Source organism: Streptomyces sp. NPDC101110, assembly GCF_044759525.1.
Lineage (GTDB): Bacteria > Actinomycetota > Actinomycetes > Streptomycetales > Streptomycetaceae > Streptomyces.
This window is the reverse complement of the sequence record NZ_JBIVZM010000003.1, coordinates 386,576-405,773: the sequence shown is the minus strand read 5'-3', so window position 1 is coordinate 405,773 and position 19,198 is coordinate 386,576. Positions and strand designations below refer to the sequence as shown.

Annotated in this window: 19 protein-coding genes; 1 reads left to right on the top strand and 18 read right to left on the bottom strand. The window is 70.5% G+C overall.

Annotated elements, in window-relative coordinates:
• The 16 genes from ACIQU3_RS08050 to ACIQU3_RS07975 form a co-directional block, all read right to left on the bottom strand.
• Complete coding sequence (locus ACIQU3_RS08050; protein WP_403728749.1) at positions 1–621, bottom strand: GTP-binding protein; 621 nt, start codon at positions 619–621, stop codon at positions 1–3.
• Positions 602–1,000, bottom strand: a complete 399-nt coding sequence (locus ACIQU3_RS08045; protein ID WP_403728751.1) for a DUF742 domain-containing protein — start codon at positions 998–1,000, stop codon at positions 602–604. The genes ACIQU3_RS08050 and ACIQU3_RS08045 overlap by 20 nt, the downstream gene beginning before the upstream one ends.
• Entirely contained in the window at positions 997–1,404 is a 408-nt protein-coding gene (locus tag ACIQU3_RS08040) for a roadblock/LC7 domain-containing protein (protein WP_053673866.1), read from the bottom strand. Before ACIQU3_RS08040 ends, ACIQU3_RS08045 begins: the two co-directional genes overlap by 4 nt.
• Positions 1,401–3,041, bottom strand: a complete 1,641-nt coding sequence (locus tag ACIQU3_RS08035; RefSeq protein WP_403728754.1) for a sensor histidine kinase — start codon at positions 3,039–3,041, stop codon at positions 1,401–1,403. The genes ACIQU3_RS08040 and ACIQU3_RS08035 overlap by 4 nt, the downstream gene beginning before the upstream one ends.
• Positions 3,042–3,413: 372 nt before the next feature.
• The gene (locus tag ACIQU3_RS08030; RefSeq protein WP_403728756.1) at positions 3,414–6,263 is read right to left on the bottom strand and encodes a DEAD/DEAH box helicase; all 2,850 of its coding nucleotides are present in this window, start codon (positions 6,261–6,263) and stop codon (positions 3,414–3,416) included.
• Between the two features lie 40 nt (positions 6,264–6,303).
• On the bottom strand, positions 6,304–7,194 hold the full coding sequence (locus ACIQU3_RS08025) for a diacylglycerol kinase (protein ID WP_403728758.1): 891 nt from the start codon (positions 7,192–7,194) through the stop codon (positions 6,304–6,306).
• Positions 7,195–7,225: 31 nt separating this feature from the next.
• The gene (tatC, locus tag ACIQU3_RS08020) at positions 7,226–8,188 is read right to left on the bottom strand and encodes a twin-arginine translocase subunit TatC (protein WP_403923924.1); all 963 of its coding nucleotides are present in this window, start codon (positions 8,186–8,188) and stop codon (positions 7,226–7,228) included.
• A 47-nt stretch (positions 8,189–8,235) separates the two neighbouring features.
• Positions 8,236–8,517 carry a Sec-independent protein translocase subunit TatA gene (tatA, locus tag ACIQU3_RS08015; protein WP_033311911.1) on the bottom strand — a complete coding sequence of 94 codons (282 nt, stop codon included), beginning with the start codon at positions 8,515–8,517 and terminating at the stop codon, positions 8,236–8,238.
• Between the two features lie 260 nt (positions 8,518–8,777).
• Positions 8,778–8,972 (bottom strand): hypothetical protein, encoded by a 195-nt coding sequence (locus tag ACIQU3_RS08010; RefSeq protein WP_403923921.1) that lies wholly within the window; start codon positions 8,970–8,972, stop codon positions 8,778–8,780.
• A gap of 108 nt (positions 8,973–9,080) precedes the next feature.
• Positions 9,081–9,377, bottom strand: a complete 297-nt coding sequence (locus ACIQU3_RS08005; protein ID WP_403728767.1) for a hypothetical protein — start codon at positions 9,375–9,377, stop codon at positions 9,081–9,083.
• An 89-nt stretch (positions 9,378–9,466) separates the two neighbouring features.
• The gene (locus tag ACIQU3_RS08000; RefSeq protein WP_403923918.1) at positions 9,467–10,558 is read right to left on the bottom strand and encodes a helix-turn-helix transcriptional regulator; all 1,092 of its coding nucleotides are present in this window, start codon (positions 10,556–10,558) and stop codon (positions 9,467–9,469) included.
• Between the two features lie 17 nt (positions 10,559–10,575).
• Positions 10,576–11,553: a helix-turn-helix transcriptional regulator gene (locus ACIQU3_RS07995; protein ID WP_403728772.1), complete on the bottom strand. Its 978-nt coding sequence runs from the start codon at positions 11,551–11,553 to the stop codon at positions 10,576–10,578.
• Positions 11,554–11,682: 129 nt separating this feature from the next.
• On the bottom strand, positions 11,683–12,054 hold the full coding sequence (locus ACIQU3_RS07990; RefSeq protein WP_234848464.1) for an FKBP-type peptidyl-prolyl cis-trans isomerase: 372 nt from the start codon (positions 12,052–12,054) through the stop codon (positions 11,683–11,685).
• Positions 12,055–12,110: 56 nt separating this feature from the next.
• Complete coding sequence (locus tag ACIQU3_RS07985) at positions 12,111–13,091, bottom strand: FKBP-type peptidyl-prolyl cis-trans isomerase (RefSeq protein ID WP_403728775.1); 981 nt, start codon at positions 13,089–13,091, stop codon at positions 12,111–12,113.
• A 189-nt stretch (positions 13,092–13,280) separates the two neighbouring features.
• A complete protein-coding gene (pafA, locus tag ACIQU3_RS07980) occupies positions 13,281–14,642 on the bottom strand; it encodes a Pup--protein ligase (RefSeq protein WP_234848462.1) in 1,362 nt (453 codons plus the stop codon).
• A gap of 9 nt (positions 14,643–14,651) precedes the next feature.
• The gene (locus ACIQU3_RS07975; protein WP_403923915.1) at positions 14,652–15,911 is read right to left on the bottom strand and encodes an MFS transporter; all 1,260 of its coding nucleotides are present in this window, start codon (positions 15,909–15,911) and stop codon (positions 14,652–14,654) included.
• Between the two features lie 46 nt (positions 15,912–15,957).
• Between ACIQU3_RS07975 and ACIQU3_RS07970 the strand changes: the two genes are divergently transcribed.
• Positions 15,958–17,025, top strand: a complete 1,068-nt coding sequence (locus ACIQU3_RS07970) for a LacI family DNA-binding transcriptional regulator (protein ID WP_403728781.1) — start codon at positions 15,958–15,960, stop codon at positions 17,023–17,025.
• Positions 17,026–17,231: 206 nt separating this feature from the next.
• Here the strand turns inward: ACIQU3_RS07970 and prcA are convergent, their stop codons facing one another.
• Together prcA and prcB are read right to left on the bottom strand one after the other, a co-directional pair.
• Positions 17,232–17,972 carry a proteasome subunit alpha gene (prcA, locus tag ACIQU3_RS07965; protein WP_403728783.1) on the bottom strand — a complete coding sequence of 247 codons (741 nt, stop codon included), beginning with the start codon at positions 17,970–17,972 and terminating at the stop codon, positions 17,232–17,234.
• 67 nt (positions 17,973–18,039) lie between these two features.
• Positions 18,040–18,885: a proteasome subunit beta gene (prcB, locus tag ACIQU3_RS07960; protein ID WP_381441426.1), complete on the bottom strand. Its 846-nt coding sequence runs from the start codon at positions 18,883–18,885 to the stop codon at positions 18,040–18,042.
• Between the last annotated feature and the right edge of the window lie 313 nt (positions 18,886–19,198).

The window sequence follows — 19,198 nt, the reverse complement described above, 5'->3', positions numbered from 1 at the left end:
TCAGGTGCGGGAGCCCGTCATGGCGAGCGAGTGCAGGAAGCGCATGAGGGTCATCAGGACGTCGCGGCTGGAGGCCCGCCGCCGCGCGTCGCACTCCATGATCGGGATGTCCGGCGTGAGGTCGAGGGCGGCGCGCAGCTCCTCGAGGGCGTAACGCGGGGCGTCGGGGAAGGAGTTGACGGCGACCACGAACGGTACGCCGCGTTCCTCCAGTCGCCCCATGACGTCGAAGCTGACCTCCAGCCGCCGGGTGTCGACCAGCACGACCGCGCCGAGCGCACCCTCGAACAGGCCGTTCCACAGGAACCAGAAGCGCTGCTGGCCGGGTGTGCCGAAGAGGTACAGCACCAGCTGGTCGGTGATGCTGATCCGGCCGAAGTCCATGGCGACGGTGGTGGCCGTCTTGGACGCGGAGCCGAAGTTGTCGTCGACACCGATGCCGGCCTGCGTCATGGTCTCCTCGGTGGTCAGCGGTGTGATCTCGCTGACCGAGCCGACCATGGTCGTCTTGCCGACGCCGAAGCCGCCCACGATCACGATCTTGGCCGCGGCCTGCGCCGTGTGGGGCAGCTGGTCCTCGGCCCGGGGACCCGGGATGGTGTCAGAGCCGTTGAAGTCCATTCATCACCGCTTCGAGGAGGGAACGGTCGGAGCGCGCCTTGCGAACGATCGGGGCGCGCGCCTGCACCAGTTCCGCCGTCAGCAACTCGGTGAGCAGCACGCCCATCGCGCTGAACGGCAGGTGGAGGTAGGCCGACAGCTCGGCCACGGACAGGGGTGCGGCGCAGAGCCGGAGCAGCGCCGCCTGCTCGGGGGAGGCGGAGGGCGGCGGGTCCGTGGCACGCGCCACGATCAATGTCACCAGGTCGAGCTCGGCCCGTTCACCGTCCGGGCCGGCCACCACGTACATCCGCTCCGGGTTCCCGGGTTTGTCCTCGCCCTCCTGCGGCATGGACGGTTCCGGGGCGAGCTCGCGTCTGTGGCGTTGCGGAGGCGTCATACGATCTGCCCGTTCCGCCGGGGCGGGCTGGTGAGATGGCCGCCGATCCGGACGACGAGGTCGCGCATCATGGCGCTCATCCGGCCGGGCTCGCAGCGCACGTCGGACAGCACCGCGAGGAAGGCGTTGGCGCCCGCGCCCATCAGGTAGAAGTACCCCTGGTCGATCTCGATCATGACCAGCTTCATCTCGCCGTCGCCCACGGTGAGTTCCTGGCAGATGCTGCCCGCGAGGGACTGCAGTCCGGCGCAGGCGGCAGCGACCCGGTCGGCCGCGTCCGGCTCGCCGCCGTAGCGGGCGATGCGCAGACCGTCGGCCGAGAGCACCACGATCATCTCGATGCCCGGTACGCCGTCGGCGAGTTGCTTGAGCATCCAGTCGAAGTTGCCTCGCTGCTGGATCACTTGAGGTCCCCCTCGTCGTCGGCCTCGGTGGGGGCCGGGTCGTTGATCAGATGCAGGTACTTGTGCGGGTTCCGGATGAAGTCGGTCGGGTGGGTGCCGGGTTCGATGCCCTGCTTGAGTCCCTCCCAGAAGGCCTCCAGGCCCTTGCCGGGGGCGTCCGGGGACGACATGTCGTGCCATGACTTGGGCTCGGGCTCCGGTGTCGCCCAGGGGTTGTACTCGCCCCGCTCGGCCGCTTCCCGGTCGGCCTTCTCGTTGGCGGCCTGCTGGGCGAGGCGCTCGGCGAGCGGCATCTTCACCTTGCTGCGGCGCTGCGGCAGACCGTTCGCGGTCCACTCGGTGACCTCGGGGACGTCGTCGTCCTCCAGGGAGACCGTGGCCGGGATCTTCGGGCTGGTGGGCCGTCGCCTCTTGGGGGCGCGCTTCGGGCCCTCGGGGATGCCGACCGTCATGGGGATGCCGGTGGCGCCGATGCCGTGGGCGAGTCCGACACCGGGTTCGTGGGTGATCATCTCGCTCGGCACGATGAGGATGGCGCGGACGCCGCCGTAGGCGGAGGCGCGCAGCGAGACCTGCATGTTGTACGCCGTGCACAGACGGCCCACGACCGCCAGGCCGAGGCGCGGGTGCTCGCCGATGTCCTGGAGGTCGACGCCCGCCTTGGCGGCCTCCAGCATGCCCTCGATCCGGGCGCGTGCCTCCTCGTTGAGGTTGACACCGCCGTCCTCGATCTCGATGCAGACGCCGGTCTGCACCTCGGTGGCGGTGACGTGCACCTTGGTCTGCGGCGGCGAGTAGCGCGTGGCGTTGTCGAGGAGTTCGGCGGCGGCGTGGATGACCGGCTCGACGTAGATGCCCTTGACGCTGACCTTGGCGATGGAGGACAGCTGGATGCGCCGGTACTCGAGGATGCGGGACATGGCGCCGCGCAGGGTGCTGTACAGGGACACCGGGGCGGGCCACTGGCGTCCGGGGCGGCCACCGCCGAGGACGGACACGGAGTCGGCGAGACGGCCGATCAGGGCGTTGCCGTGGTCGATGCGCAGGAGGTCGTCGAAGACCTCCGGATTGCGGCCGTGGTCCTCCTCCATCTCCCGCAGTTCCTCGGCCTGCTGGTGAATGATCGCCTGGACGCGGCGGGCGACACTGACGAAGGAGCGCGCGGCGGCGTCACGCATGGTCACTTCGTAGTCGACGATCTTGAGCACCCTCAGCAGCGTCTCCTTCTGCGGGGCGGGAAGGTCCCGGAACGCGGGGTCGACGAGGCCGAGCTTGCGGATCACCTCCCTGGGGGATTCTCCGGTCCGCAGCAGATCGAGCGCGGCGGGGATCATCTCCCGCGAGAAGTGGAGCAGTTCGGTCTCGTGGGCGGCGATCCGCTGTTCCAGCTGTGCGCTGTGCCGGGCGTGCTCGGCGCGCCCGCGGCGCAGCGCACGGCCACGGCGTACCGCCTCGGCCGCCGTCGCGAGCACCAGCGCGGTGGCGATGCCGCCGCACCAGCCGACGGCACCCCGGGCCGGCTCCGTCACCAGTGCCACGGCGGCTCCGGTCGCCGCGGCCATGACTATGGCGGGGAGCAACAGCACGCGTGCGTAGGGGAGTTCACCGCGACCGGGAGGGGATTGAACACTCACCATGTGGGCCTTCTGACAGGGGTCGACTGAGGTTCGGGGGACTTTCAGGGGGGTATGTCATGAAACTGTCGGGATCTTCCACCCATTGGGGAACAAGCGCACGAATTCATCTCAAGCCGGTGCGCTGCGGGCGAGCTTAGTCCGACCGGATCATCGCCATGTCATATTCAGCAACTGCCGGAAACCGGACGCGAGGGGATAGTACGCTCGGTCGTTTACACGCTGCGAAATCGTTCGAATGCGCCAAGTAGCGGTGAACGGACATACGAAAGCCCGTCACCATGGCAGGTGAACGGGCTTCAGTACGCCGCCCTCAAGGGGCGCGGGGAACTGCGCGAGCAACCACGAACAACGGGTCACCCGCGCCTCAAACGGTCACCCCACCGACGAATAGGCGACCACACCCCGCAGCAACAGATCCACGGCCTTCCGGGCGTTCTTCACCACGGAGGAACCCTGCGGAGCCGCCGCCGCGATCTGCCCCAGCACGTCGATGACCTGCTTGCACCACCGCACGAAGTCCCCGGCCGGCATCTCCGCCTCGCGCAGCACCTCGTCGAGCCCCTTCCCGGAGGCCCACTCGTACGCGGCCCAGGCGAAGCCGAGGTCGGGCTCGCGCTGCCCGACGCCCTCGGTCTGGGTGATCCGGAACTCCTCCTCCAGCGCGTCCAGCCGCCCCCAGATCCGCACCATCTCGCCCAGCGCGGCCTTGGCGTTCCCGGACGGCACCTTCGGTGCCATCGCGTCGTCCGCGACCCGGGACTCGAACACCAACGCCGAGACGCACGCGGCCAGTTCGGCCGGGCCGAGGCCCTCCCAGACGCCCTCGCGCAGGCACTCGCTGGCGAGCAGGTCCAGCTCGCCGTACAGCCGCGCGAGCCGCTTGCCGTGCTCGGTGACCTCGTCGCCGCGCAGGTAGTCCAGCTCCGTCAGCAGCGCGACGATACGGTCGAAGGTCCGGGCGATCGTGTTCGTACGGCCCTCGATCCGGCGCTCCAGCTGCGAGGTGTCCCGCAGCAGCCGGTGGTAGCGCTCGGCCCAGCGGGCGTGGTCCTCGCGGTCGCTGCACCCGTGGCAGGGGTGCGCCCGCAGGGCCGTCCGCAGCCGGGCGATCTCGCGGTCGTCGGCCGCCTGGGAGCGGCGCTTGCGGTGCCGCTCGGCGGGGATGTGCCCGGCCTTGGTGCGCAGCGCCGACGCGAGGTCCCGACGGGACTGCGGGGAACGGGGGTTGAAGGACTTCGGGATCCGCATCCGCTCCAGCGGCTCGACCGGCACCGGGAAGTCCATCGACGCCAGCCGCTTCACCTGCCGCTCGGCGGTCAGCACCAGCGGGCGCGGCCCGTCGTGGTGGTCGAAGCCGCGGTGGCCGTTCGAGCGGCCCGCCGGCAGGCCCGGGTCCAGCACCAGCGCCAGGCCCGCGTACTTGCCGGTGGGCACATGGATGACGTCACCGGGCTTGAGCTTCTCCAGCGCGACGGCGGCCTCCGCGCGCCGCTGCGCCACGCCCTGCCGGGCGATCTCGTTCTCCCGGTCCTTCAGCTCGCGGCGCAGCCGCGCGTACTCCTCGAAGTCGCCGAGGTGACAGGTCATGGAGGCCTTGTAGCCCTCCAGACCCTCCTCGTTGCGCTGTACCTGGCGGGAGATGCCGACGACCGACTTGTCCGCCTGGAACTGCGCGAACGACGTCTCCAGCAGCTCGCGCGAGCGGTGCCGCCCGAACTGCTCGACCAGGTTGACCGCCATGTTGTACGACGGCTTGAAGCTGGAGCGCAGGGGGTACGTGCGTGTGCCGGCCAGGCCCGCGAGGTGCTCGGGGCTCATGCCGCGCTGCCAGAGCACCACGGCGTGGCCCTCGACGTCGATGCCGCGCCGCCCGGCCCGGCCCGTCAGCTGGGTGAACTCGCCCGGGGTGATGTCCGCGTGCTGCTCGCCGTTCCACTTGACGAGCTTCTCCAGCACCACCGAGCGGGCGGGCATGTTGATGCCGAGCGCGAGGGTCTCGGTCGCGAACACGGCCTTGACCAGGCCGCGTACGAACAGCTCCTCGACGACCTCCTTGAAGGTCGGCAGCATGCCCGCGTGGTGGGCGGCGATGCCCCGCTCCAGGCCCTCCAGCCACTCGTAGTAGCCGAGGACGTGCAGGTCCTCCCGCGGGATGGACGCCGTGCGCTCCTCCACGAGCGAGCGGACGCGCTCGCGCGCCTCCTCGTCGTTGAGCCTGAGCCCCGCGTACAGGCACTGCTGGACGGCGGCCTCGCAGGCGGCGCGGCTGAAGATGAAGGTGATGGCGGGCAGCAGCCCCTCGGCGTCGAGCCGTTCTATGACCTCGGGCCGGCTCGGCGTCCAGATCCGGGACCGCTGGCGGCGCTCGCGCTCCCGGTCCGCCTCGCGCATCGACCGGCCGCGCCGGCGGTCCTGGTAAGACGGGCGGCTCGCCTCCATGCGCGCCATCCGCGTGAGGTCGGGGTTGACGGCCTTCTTGTGGCCCTCGCCCTCCTCGAACAGGTCGTACATCCGCCGCCCGGCCAGCACGTGCTGGAACAGCGGCACGGGCCGGTGCTCGGAGACGATCACCTCGGTGTCGCCGCGGACGGTGTCCAGCCAGTCGCCGAACTCCTCGGCGTTGGACACCGTCGCCGACAGCGAGACCAGCGTGACCGACTCGGGCAGATGGATGATCACCTCTTCCCACACGGCTCCCCGGAAGCGGTCGGAGAGGTAGTGCACCTCGTCCATGACCACGTAGCCGAGGCCGAGGAGGGTCTGGGAACCGGCGTACAGCATGTTCCTCAGCACCTCGGTGGTCATCACCACCACCGGCGCTTCGGAGTTGACGCTGTTGTCGCCGGTCAGCAGGCCCACCTTGTCCGTGCCGTAACGGCGGCACAGGTCGGCGTACTTCTGGTTCGACAGGGCCTTGATGGGTGTCGTGTAGAAGCACTTCTTGCCCTGCTGGAGGGCGAGGTGGACGGCGAACTCGCCGACGATCGTCTTGCCGGAGCCGGTGGGCGCCGCGACGAGCACGCCTTTGCCCGCTTCGAGCGCCTGGCAGGACTCGATCTGGAAGGGGTCGAGGCCGAAGTCGTACATCTCGCGGAAGGAGGCGAGCGCGGTGGCCTGCTCGGCAGCGCGCTTACGGGCTGCCGCGTACCGCTCGGCCGGTGAGAGGTCCTCTGTCATCGTGCTTTCGAGCGTACCGGGCCGCACTGACAACAGGACGATCATTATCCGGATCCGTTCCTGTGAAACCTCGGATCCGTGCAGCTCAGGGGCCGACGACCCGCACGCCCCCGCGCACGCAGCGCGCGACCAGCGGCAGCGGGCCGAGCGGCTCCCCGTCGGCGTAGCCGGTGACTCCGTCGGCGGCGAGCTCGACCCGCGCCGCCCGCTCCACGGTCACCTGCGGATGGTCGACGTGCGTCCCCCGGTACACCCGCGGGAACACCTTCAGCAGCGTCGCCCGGCTGCAGTCGCCGACCACCGTCACGTCGAACAGCCCGTCGGTCAGGTCGGCGCCGGGGCAGATCCGCATGCCGCCGCCGTACGAGGAGCCGTTGCCGACGGCGACCAGGGTCGCCTCGACCTCGCGGACCTCGCCGTCGTCGAGCCGGATCCGGTACGGGACGGGCCGGAACGCGGACAGTTCGGCGATCATCGCCAGGTCGTACTTCAGACGGCCGGCAGGCCATCGCATGCGGTTGCCGCGGTCGTTCACCCGGGAGTCGAAGCCGGAGGCGAGGACCGTGCCGAACCAGCGGTCGCCGGCCCGCCCGAGGTCGATGTCGCGGATCCGGCCGCACTTGAGGGCGTCGGCGATCATGCGGCCCGCGGCGGCGGGCTCGCGCACCGGCAGGCCGAGGGCACGGGCGAAGTCGTTCCCGGTGCCGACCGCGACCAGGCCGAGCGGGGTGCGGGTGCCCGCGACCGCCTCCAGGGCGAGGCCCGCCATCCCGTCGCCGCCCACGGCGATCAGGGCGCCCGTGCCGGACGCGACGGCCGCACGGGCGCGGACCAACGCGTCCGCGGCGTCCTCGCCGAGGACGGTCCGTACCGAGAAGCCGGCGGCCCGCAACGCGGAAGCGGCCGGCTGCGCCGCGCGGGCGCCCCGGCCGCGGCCCGCGGTGGGGTTGACGAAGAGGGTGATCTCGCTGGTCACGGGACCGACCCTACGAGCTGTCCGCCGATCTTCAGGTCACGTCGTCATAACCGTTGACCCGGTCCGTGCGCTCCGGGCCGGCCTGCTCGGGCAGCGCCGCGCGGCCGGTCGTCACGGGCTCGATCTCGCCGATGTCCTCGGGGGTGAGGTCCAGCTCGGAGGCCTCGTCGTCGGCGGGGCCGAGGGCCTCGCGCCGGGCCTTGCGGCGGTCGTTGAGCAGGGAGAAGGCGACGGCCGCGAAGTACAGGACCCAGATCGGCGCCGCGAGTGCCAGCATGGTCAGCGGGTCCGTGCTGGGCGTGGCGACGGCCGCGAAGACCGTGATGCCCATGATCATGCCGCGCCACCAGCCGAGCATGCGCTTGCCGGTGAGCGCCCCGGTGAGGTTGAGCATGACCAGTAGCAGGGGCAGCTCGAAGGAGAGGCCGAAGACCAGCACCATCCGCATGACCAGGTCGAGCAGGTCGTCCAGCGGCAGGAGGTTGGACGTGCCGCCCGGGGTGAACTCCAGGAGCACCTTCGCCGTGGTGGGCAGGACCGTGTACGCGAAGTAGGCACCGACGACGAACAGCGGGGCGCCGGTGCCGACGAAGGCGTAGGCGTACTTCTTCTCGTGCCGGTGCAGGCCCGGCGCGACGAAGGCCCACAGCTGGTAGAGCCAGATCGGCGAGGCGAGGACGACGCCGGCCATCAGGGACACCTTCAGCGCGAGCGTGAAGGGGGTGAGAAGGCCGTTGATGGTGATCTGCGCACAGGGCTTGGTGCCCGCCTGCGACCTGGCGAGTTCCTCGAATGTCTTGTCACAGCCGACCGAGTCGAGGATCGGCTTGGTGATCAAGTTGATGATGTCGTTGTAGAAGAAGGCGGCGACGACCGTGACGAGGACGATCGCCAGCATCGCCTTGGCGAGCCGGTTGCGGAGCTCGCGAAGGTGCTCCGCGAGGGGCATGCGCCCCTCGGGATCCCTCTCCTGTTTGCGGGCAGACTTCAGCAACCCACGTTCCCATCTCGTGCGGCGGGCCGGAGGTCACCGGCCCTGCGTCAGCGCTTGGTCGTGTCCGTGGGCTCGTTGACCGGGCGCGAGCTGGTCACGTCGCCGGGCGCTGCCTGGATGGTGCGCTGCGAGGGCTCGTCGTTGTTGGGCGGGCCGGCGGGAGTCGTGGACGACTTGTTCTCGTCCTTCATCGCCTTGGCCTCGCTCTTGAGGATGCGGGCCGACTTGCCGAGCGACCGAGCCATGTCCGGAAGCTTCTTCGCGCCGAACAGCAGGATGATGACGACGAGGATGAGAATGATCTCGGGAGCTCCGAGCCTTCCGAACATAAGTCTTTACCTTCTCACCGAGGCGGCTGTGGTGGGGGTGCTGTCCGACCGGTCGGACACATGTCCGAACGATCGTGCTGTCAGCGATCGTAACGCTCGGGGGTAAACGTGAGGCAATCCCTCTGCATCCCTTGTGCGCACTCCCGTCCGCGACCAGTGCCTCGTTAACCGGGCCGCGATCAGCAGCGTACCTGTACGGGCCGTCGACGTGACAGGGCGAAGTGTCCCGAAACGCAACTCCCGGCCGCCCGCCGGACACCTCACAGAGCGTCGACGGAACGGGCCGCGCTCTGCGCCGACCGCTCCAGGTCCTCGGCGGCCCGGTTGATACGGCGCGCCGAGTCCGTGACCTGCCTGCCCAGGCGCTGCGCCTCCACGAAGACCCGCACGGCGAGCACCCCGAGCACGACGAGACCCACGAATCCCAGAGCTACCGCGAACATCGGCCAGAACATGACGCCGAGCCTAGACCTTCCTGAACGGGCGGGATCCCCGACCCACCAGTCCCGCGGCAGACGACGTTCGCCCGTGCAGGAGCGGCGCGAACACCGCCTGAGGCGGCACTAGACGGTGGAGTGCAGTCGCAGGGTCCGCACGCCGCCGCCGGTGAGCAGCTCCACTATCCGCTCCCCCGCGGGCTTGCGGACGGACGCGCCGCACTCGGGGCAGGTGAACGAGTAGAAGGTGGTGCGGCTCGTGGCGCCGATGGCCAGGCGCAGCGCGCCCGCGGCCAGCTCGAACGCTCCCCGGCAGTCGGGGCAGCCGGCCCGGAACAGGACCGGGGTCACGCTTCTCATCCCGGCGAACGCGGACTCCACCGTCATGCCCCGGACACCACCCGGCGTCACCGACTCGCTCAAGCCCTCGCTCCTCTTCCTGGGTCGTACCCCTCCGGGGTGCACGACCGGTACCGCGGCGCCGGACGCGGCCCCCGGGTGACGCCTGTGGCTCACTCGGGCCCGTCGCCCGGCCCGTCCGGAACCGTCCGCGCCACCTGCGGACCGTCGGTGTCCCGGACGGCGCGATCCGTCCGCCCCGCCTCAATCTCGTCCATCGCCTCGATCCCGTCGTACGCCGCCAGTGCCTCGCGGGCCGCCTGGCGGGCACTGCCGGCGAGCTCCGGCGGGGAGACGATCCGGCCGTCCCGCCCGAGCCGCAGGGCCAGACGCCGGAGCGACGCCGGGTCGGGGGTCCGCAGAGTGATACGCAGCCCGCCGTCCGGAAGCTCATCCGCACTGTCGTGCGGGTAGTACTCGGCGACCCAGCGGCCGCCGGGTCCGACCTCGATCACGACCTCCGGGTCCTCGGCCGCGGGCTGCACCAGGGCCTCGGAGAGGTCCCGCAGCTCGATCTCGGGCGGCGCCGACGGCTCGTCGAGGATCTTGATCTCGGCGACCCGGTCGAGGCGGAAGGTGCGGCGCGCCTCGGAGCGGCGGCACCAGGCCTCGACGTAGGTGTGCCCGACGCTGACCAGGCGGATGGGGTCGATCTCCCGCTCGGTGACCTCGTCGCGCGCGGGCGAGTAGTAGCGGATCCACAGCCGGCGGCGCTCGGCGATCGCGCGGTCGACGTCGGCGAAGACGCCGCCCTCGGACTCGAAGGTCACCGACAGGCGTGAGCTGGCACCCGCCGCCTCACCGGCCGCGGTCTCCACCTTGGCCGTCGCGCGCAGCAGCGCCTGCCGGTCGCTCTCGCGCAGTCCGGGCAGCGTGGACACCGCGCGGGCGGCCACGAGCAGGGCGGTGGCCTCGTCGGCGGCGAGTCTGAGCGGTTCGGCCGCCTCCGCCGCGAGGGCTGCCGGGTTGTGCCACCAGATGCGCTCGCCGTCGGTGTCGATGTCGAGCAGGTCGCCGCCGCGGAAGCTGGTGCCGCACATGGGCAGCACGTCGAGGTCGGAGACCAGCTCGTCCTCGCTGATGCCGAAGGCACGCGCGACGTCCTCGACCCGGGCTCCGGGACGCTCCCGCAGATACGTCACCAGCGAGAGCATCCGCCGGGTCTGGTCGATGGCGTTCACGGGCCTGACCGGTTTGCCTGCCACTGTCTGTCCGCTCCCCCTCAGCCCTTGGCCACGGCCCGCAGCCGGTCCACCACGTCGGCCCGCAGCTCGGCGGGTTCCAGGACGACCACGTCCGGCCCGAACTCCACCAGCCACGCGTCCAGCCCGTGGCCGTACGGAATCTCCAACTCGTCCCAGCCGTCGCCGAGTTCCCGGACGGAGGTGGCCTTCGCCCGAAGGGGGTACCCCGCGCCGGCGCGCAGCCGGATCCGCGCCGAGCGGTCGGCGATCTCCCCGGCCCAGCTCGCTACGGTCTCCCGGACGGTGACGACGTCCGGCACCTCGGCGGTGTAGCGGCCGCCGCGCGAGCGGACCTTGCCGGTGATCCTCGACAGCCGGAAGACCCGCTCGGCGCCACGGTCACGGTCCCAGCCCGCCAGATACCAATGGCCCCGCCAGCACTCCAGCGCCCAGGGCTCCACGTGCCGCTGCTCGGGACGGGCGGCGGTGGCCTTGCGGTAGTCGAAGGCGACGGGCCTGCGGTCCCGGCACGCCAGCATCAGCGGCTCGAACGCGGCCTCGTGCACCGGGATGCGCGGCTCCAGCGCGCCGTGCGACCCGTAGGGGTCGACGTCCTCGGGGAGTCCGGCCGCGCGCAGCTTCTGCAGGGCGCCGCTGGCCGCTCCGGCGAGCCGGGCCTGCTGCCACACCTTGGCGGCCAGCCCGAGGGCGGCGGCCTCCTCCGCGTCCAGAGTGATGGGCGGCAGGCGGTTGCTGTCGCGGCGGGCCAGATAGCCGATCTCGCCGTCGAGGCTCTCGACGGTCTCGATGACCAGGCCGAGCTCGCGCAGGTCGTCCTTGTCGCGCTCGAACATGCGGTTGAAGGAATCATCGGAGCCGGTCGCGCCGGTCCCCGGCCCGAAGGCCTCGACGTAGGCCTCGATGGAGTCGCGCAGCTCACGCTTGCTGAGGGGCCGCCGCGTCCCGAGCAGACACAGCGCCAGGTTCATCAGCCGCTCTGCCTTGGCAATGGCCATCGATGCGCTTCGCCTCCCTATGGTGCTTACGAGCGATGACCGTACCGCCACACGGTGGCACGGCAAAAGCCGAGGGCCCATGCCCGAACAGGCATGGGCCCCACGTGATCGAGTCTGTCCGGAGCTTGCTCAGACTCCGAGCAGGTCGACCACGAAGATCAGCGTCTCGCCGGGCTTGATCAGAGGAGACGGGCTCTGGTTGCCGTAGGCGAGGTGGGCGGGGATGGTCAGCTGGCGGCGGCCGCCGACCTTCATGCCCTGCACGCCCTGGTCCCAGCCCTTGATGACCCGGCCGCCGCCCAGCGGGAAGCGGAAGGGGGTGCCGCGGTTCCAGCTGGCGTCGAACTCCTCGCCCGTGCTGAAGGAGACACCCACGTAGTGCACGGTGACGGTCTGGCCGGCCTCGGCGACCGGGCCGTCGCCCTCCCAGATGTCCTTGATCTCGAGGTCCGCCGGGGGCTCGCCGCCCGGGAAGTCGATCTCGGGCTTGTCGATGCTCACTTCATCTCTCCTTGTTACGTGACCTGCGTCGGGAACAGTCTCACAGACCGGACGGGTCAGACCGTGCCGAGGATGTCCACCGTGAAGACCAGGGTGTTCTTGGCCAGCTCACTCTGGGGGTTGGCGCCGTAGCCCAGCGAGGGCGGGATCACCAGCAGCACCCGGTCGCCCACGTGCTTGCCGACGAGGCCCTTGTCCCAGCCTGCCACCACGGAGCCGTTGCCGATCTGGAAGGCGGTGGCGCCGCCGTGGTCCCAGGAGGAGTCGAACTTCTTGCCGTCCTCCCACTTGACCCCGGTGTACTGGGCGATGAGTCCCTGACCGGCTTCGACCTTCTTGCCGTCGCCCTTGATCAGGACCTGCTCCTTGAGGTCCTTGGGAGCCTTCTCGCCCTTGGGGACGGTGATGTCCGCGGCCTTCTGCGAGGGCGACTCCACCTCGGGCATACCCGGCTCGGAGGGCGCCTGCTCACCCTTGACCTCGGACTTGGTGTCGACGCTCGCGGCACCTACCGGGTCGATGACCCAGATCAGCACGTCCTTGGCGGAGATCCCGGAGGACGTGTTCAGGTTCTGGCCGATCAGGTCGCCCGCGGTGCCCTGCACCAGGACGCGGCTGCCGGGCTTCTTGCCCTTCACCGCGTCGAGGACCTTCTCGGGCAGCTGCTGGCTGGGCTTGCCGATCTGCTCGATGGACTGCCGCCGGGGCGCCTTGTCACCCGCCGGCGTCGCGGCCCACGTGCCGCCGAGCTCCTGGTCACCGCCCCACTTCTCGACGGTCCAGTCCAGACGGACGAAGTCCGATCCCTTGATCGGGGTCCCGCTGCCCGCCGAGAGCGTCTTGACCACGGTCTCGCCGGACGGCTTGCCGTCCTTCGGAACGGAGATCTCGGGCTTCGCCCCGACTTTCCCCTTGACCTCTGCGACGCCTCCCGCCGCGTCGCCGTTGTTCCCGTCGTCCGATCCGCACGCGGCGGTGAACAACAGGGCGGGAACGGCCAGCAGCGCGGCCACGAGTCGTTTCGTGTTGTAGTTCATCAGTCCAACTGGGATCGGGGGTGGGGGCAATGCCAGCCACTCTACGGCGTACCCGCACCACGCTCCCCACACCGCGCGGCACTACGCCCCTGTTCCGGCGGCTCACGGTGTGGAACAGGGCGGGAAAAACGCCGATGCCCGAAGGCGCGAAAACCTTCGGGCATCGGCTTGGCGGCCGGGCCGCACGCCTCACATTCCGGCGATCAGCTTTTCCACCCGGTCGTCCACGGAACGGAACGGGTCCTTGCACAGCACGGTCCGCTGGGCCTGATCGTTGAGCTTGAGGTGGACCCAGTCGACCGTGAAGTCACGGCGCTGTTCCTGGGCCCTCCGGATGAAGTCCCCGCGCAGCCGGGCACGCGTCGTCTGCGGCGGGACGGACTTGCCCTCGAAGATCTTCAAGTCGTTGCAGATACGGGCCGCCTGGCCCTTCTTCTCGAGCAGGTAGTACAGGCCACGACGGCGGTGGATGTCGTGGTAGGCGAGGTCTATCTGCGCGACCCTCGGATGCGACATGGTCATGTTGTGCTTGGCGCGGTACCGCTCGATGAGCTTGTACTTCATGACCCAGTCGATCTCGGTGCCGATGCGGTCGAGGTCCTCGGACTCGATCGCGTCCAGGGCCCGGCCCCACAGCTCCAGGACCTGCTCGACGGTGCCGGTGCGGATGCCCCGGCGCTCGCAGAAGTCCAGGGCCTTCTCGTAGTACTCACGCTGCACCTCCAGGGCGGAGGCCTCGCGTCCGCTGGCCAGGCGCACCTTGCGGCGGCCGGTGATGTCATGGCTGACCTCGCGGATCGCCCGGATCGGGTTCTCCAGGGTGAGGTCCCGCATCACCGTGCCCGCCTCGATCATGCGCAGCACCAGGTCGGTGGCACCGACCTTGAGCAGCATGGTCGTCTCGGACATGTTGGAGTCGCCCACGATGACGTGCAGGCGGCGGTAGCGCTCGGCGTCGGCGTGCGGCTCGTCACGCGTGTTGATGATGGGCCGGGAGCGGGTCGTCGCCGAGGAGACGCCCTCCCAGATGTGCTCGGCGCGCTGGCTGACGCAGTACACGGCGCCGCGCGGTGTCTGCAGCACCTTGCCCGCACCGCACAGCAACTGCCGGGTGACCAGGAACGGAATGAGAATGTCCGCGAGTCGGGAGAACTCCCCGTGCCGGGCGACCAGATAGTTCTCGTGGCAGCCGTAGGAGTTGCCCGCCGAGTCGGTGTTGTTCTTGAAGAGGTAGACGTCGCCCGCGATTCCCTCCTCGTGCAGGCGTCGTTCGGCGTCCACCAGGAGTCCTTCGAGAATGCGCTCGCCCGCTTTGTCGTGGGTGACCAGTTCGGTCACGTTGTCGCATTCCGGTGTCGCGTATTCCGGATGCGATCCCACGTCGAGATAGAGGCGGGCGCCGTTTCGCAGAAAGACGTTGCTGCTGCGGCCCCATGACACGACACGGCGGAAGAGGTACCGCGCCACCTCGTCAGGAGACAGGCGGCGCTGTCCCCTGAACGTGCACGTGACGCCGTACTCGTTCTCCAGCCCGAAAATGCGGCGGTCCATGAGGGAACATTACGCCCGATCCCCTGAACTGAAACGGGGTTCGACGGCACGGTTTGGATCATTTTCCGAACCGGCCGCAACAACCGCTTCCTGGCCGGGAGCTGCGACTACCCGTCCTGTGGCGACCAAAACCAGCAAGGACACGCCACCTGCCACACCCGGTACGGCGAAGCCCCACAGGGCCCCGCCCTGCTCGACGACGGGCCCTGCCACGCCCGTTCCGACCGAGTGGCCGACGGTGAACGTCGTCACGAGCCAGGAGAACGCCTCGGTGACGGTGCCTCGTGGGGCGTGCCGGTCCACCAGGACGAACGCACAGGCGATGGCGGGCGCGAGGAAGACCCCCGCGAGCGCGGTCAGCGCCACCATGGCGACCGCGTCCGGCATCAGCATCAGCGGCAGGTAACACACCACCAGAAGCGCGACCAGCACCCGCAGTCGCCGCGCGGGCTCACCGGCCCACTGCCGCGCGCCGTACACCGTGCCGCCGACCAGCGCGCCGAAGCCCAGGGCCGCCATCAGCCACCCGTACACGGCGTCGCCACCGTGCTCGTCCGCGTAGGGCACGGAGGCCACGGTGATGGACCCGAGCGCCATCCCGATGAACAGAAACGCCGTCAGCAGCGCCAGCAGCCCCGACGAGCGCAGCGCACCCAGCCAGTGGGCCTCGCGCGGCGCCGACCGCCAGGCACGCGAGGGCTCCGACACGACGACGGACAGCGCTCCCAGCACCCCGACGACGTTCAGCAGGAGCAGCGCGGCCTGGGCTGACCACAGGGACACGCAGAGCGTCACGAGGAGCGGCCCGACGGTGAACATGACCTCCTGGGCCACGGCGTCCATGGCGTACGCCGTGTGCACCTGGTCCTCCCGGCGCAGCACGGAGGGCCACAGCGCCCGCAGTCCGCCCTCCAGGGGCGGAGTGAAGAGCCCGGCCCCGGCCACGGCCGCGTAGGCGAGCGGCAGTGTCCCGATCCCCGCGAAGGCGAAGACGGCCATCGCGACCCCGGAGAGGACGGCCGCGGGCAGTTGCACGCGCGGCTGCCCGCACAGGTCCACGATCCTGCCCAGCACGGGCTGCCCGACGGCGTTGGCGACGCCGTACACGGCCGCCAGGGCACCGGCCAGAGTGTACGTACCTCCCTCGGCCCGCACGAACAGCACGATCGCGATGGGGGCCGTGGCGCAGGGCAGCCGGCCCACGAGCGTGCCGACGAGCAGCCGGGCGGCGTGTCGCGCCCGGAGGATCTCCAGGTATCCCGTGGCCATGTCCCCGCCCTAGGTTTTACGTATAACGTCGGATCTCATACGTACCATGTCCGCTGTTCACGAGTCCAGACGAAGGAGCGGGCCGACGGTGGCACGAGGCAGCACCCGACCGACGAGCCGGGACGTCGCCCAGGCCGCCGGCGTCTCCCAGGCGGCCGTGTCGCTGGTCCTCGGCGACAAGTGGCGCGGCCGGGTCTCCGAGGCCACAGCTGAACGCGTCCGGGCGGCCGCCCGCGACCTGGGCTACCGCCCGAACCTGGCCGCCCGCAACCTGCGCCTGGGCCGCACCCGTACGGTCCTGCTGGTCGTCCCGGCCCTCACCACGGAGTTCTTCGCCGGCGTCTACACGGGCGCAGCCAGGGTCGCCGCCGAGCACGGCTTCGGCGTGGTCCTCTACCCCTCCCCCGAGGGCATCGGCCCGGCCCGTGACCCCTTCGCCTCCGCGCAGTCCGCGCTGGACGGCGTGATCGCCTCCTCCATGGCCGCGGACGCCCTGACCGCGATCCGCGGCGAGGCGCTCCCGCTGGTGATGCTGGACAGCGACCCGGCCGGGAGCCTGGGTGCGGCGACGGTGAACCTGGACATCGCCGACGGCATCCGGCAGGCCGCCGAGCACCTGCTGTCCCTGGGGCACCGCCACTTCCTGCACCTGGCGGCGGACGTCCCGTCCTGGACGTTCGAGGTCCGCGCCCGGGAACTGGCGGCGCGGCTGGACGAGGTGCCGGGCACGACGGTGCGTACGGCCCGCTCCCCGATCTCCATCGAGGGGGCGGTGCCGGCCGCCCAGGCCGCCCTCTCCGCCCCCGGCGACCGTCCCACCGCCGTCATCTGCGACGACGACCAGCTCGCGGCCGGCACATACAAGGCGGCCCGACGCCTGGGGCTGCGCATCCCGGACGATCTGTCGGTCACGGGCGTCGACGACCTGGCCCTGGCCACGGCGATGGACCCGGAGCTGACGACGGTCCACCTGAACGCGGAGCTGTTCGGGGAGCGGGGCATGCGGGCGCTCCTGGCGGTGCTGGAGGGCCGCGCACCGGAGGAGGGTGACATCCAGGTCCACCTGGTCGTACGCGACTCCACAGCACCGCCCCGCCGGCTGAGCCCGGCGTAGCCGCCGAGGCGGGGTCGAGGCGCAACTCGGCGCGGCGAGGTGCTGCCTGCGCCCACCCTCCCCCTGGCTCTCGGCGTCACGAGCAGGGGGGACACCCATTGCCCGGCGGCACGCATGCCCGCAGGCTGAGTGAGCCCGCACCCGCGCACACCGACGCGCCCCGGCCACGAACCACTGGCCGGAGCGCGCCCATGACCGCCTCAGGACTACTCGGCGTCGTCCGACGCCCCCTCGTCGCCGCCCGCGGCACCCGCAGCGAGCAGACGGGACAGCTGAGGCCCGCTGATCCGCTTGAACTTGCGCTTCTGCGGCCGGGTGCGGTCCAGCACGGCGACTTCCAGCCGCTCCGCGGGGATCTCTCGCTCGCTGCCGTTGGTGTCGCGGGACAGCGCCTGCACCGCCAGCTTCAGCGCCTCCGCGAGGGTCATGCCCTCCTGGTGGCGCTGGTCCAGGTAGCTGCTGATCTGCTCTGCGTTGCCGCCCACCGCGACCGAGCCGTGCTCGTCCACGATGGAGCCGTCGTGCGGCAGCCGGTAGATCTGGTCGCCCTCGGGCGTCTCCCCGACCTCGGCGACGACCAGCTCGACCTCGTACGGCTTCTCGGCGGCGCTGGAGAAGATCGTGCCGAGCGTCTGCGCGTACACGTTCGCCAGGCCGCGGGCCGTCACATCGTCCCGGTCGTAGGTGTAGCCCCGCAGATCGGCGTAGCGCACGCCGCCGATCCGCAGGTTCTCGTACTCGTTGTACTTGCCGGCGGCCGCGAAGCCGATCCGGTCGTAGATCTCGCTGAACTTGTGCAGCGCACGGGACGGGTTCTCGCCGACGAACACGATGCCGTCGGCGAACTGCAGCACGACGAGGCTGCGACCACGGGCGATGCCCTTGCGGGCGTACTCCGCCCGGTCGGCCATGGCCTGCTGGGGTGAGACATAGAACGGCGTCGACACCGGTTATCCGTCCCTCTCTTGAAGATTGCGTCGGTTCACTGGACCACCCTCACGAAGACGATCGCCGCTACAGCAGCGCGGCCCGCGGCCCGTCGGGCTGCTCCAGCCGCCGCTCCAGAACCGAGCGCGCGATCTCGGAGGCCTCGTTCTCGGTGAGCCGGCGGAAGCCGTCGTCGGTGATCACGGTGACGATGGGATAGATCCGGCGGGCGACATCGGGACCACCGGTCGCCGAGTCGTCGTCTGCCGCGTCGTAGAGCGCCTGGACCACGAGCGTCGTGGCCTCGGCCTCGCTGAGGTCGTCCCGGAAGAGCTTCTTCATCGCGCCGCGCGCGAAGATCGACCCGGAACCGGTGGCGGCGTAGTTGTGCTCCTCGGAGCGGCCGCCGGTGACGTCGTAGGAGAAGATGCGGCCCCTGTCGCGGTCCACGTCGTACCCGGCGAACAGCGGCACCACGGCCAGGCCCTGCATGGCCATGCCCAGGTTGGAGCGGATCATCGTCGACAGCCGGTTCGCCTTGCCCTCCAGGGACAGCTGCGCGCCCTCGACCTTCTCGAAGTGCTCCAGTTCGAGCTGGAACAGCTTCACCATCTCCACGGCCAGGCCCGCCGTGCCGGCGATGCCCACCGCCGAGTACTCGTCGGCCGGGAAGACCTTCTCGATGTCCCGCTGCGCGATGACGTTGCCCATGGTGGCCCGCCGGTCGCCGGCGAGGACCACACCGCCGGGGAACGTCACGGCGACGATGGTCGTGCCGTGCGGTGCCTCGATCACGCCCTGGGTGGGGGGCAGTTGCCGGTTGCCGGGGAGGATCTCCGGCTGGTGCTCGGACAGGAAGTCCATGAAGGAGGAGGACCCTGGCGTCAGGAAGGCAGCTGGTAGACGCCCGGTGCTACGAGTGTTGGCTTCCACGCGATTCCTTCCACGTATGCGACAGCCCGCCCTGTGACGTCGGGCCGATCCTTGGAACAAACCCCGGTCCGGTTGCCACCGGGGGCTCGGTATGCCTCGGACCCTACCCGTCCTCAGGCGGTGATCCACATGCCCGGCGGGACCAACTCCGCCGGAGCGGCGCCGCACTCGCCGCCCGCGCACGCCGAGCGGCCGGCGGGCCGTGGGGCCCGCCGACGCCCGGAGTGCCGCGCGTCAGGGCATCACGTCATGCGGTGCCCCGCACGCAGCGCTCCGCGCTTCGGCTAGTCCTCACCCATGCGCTCCGTTCACC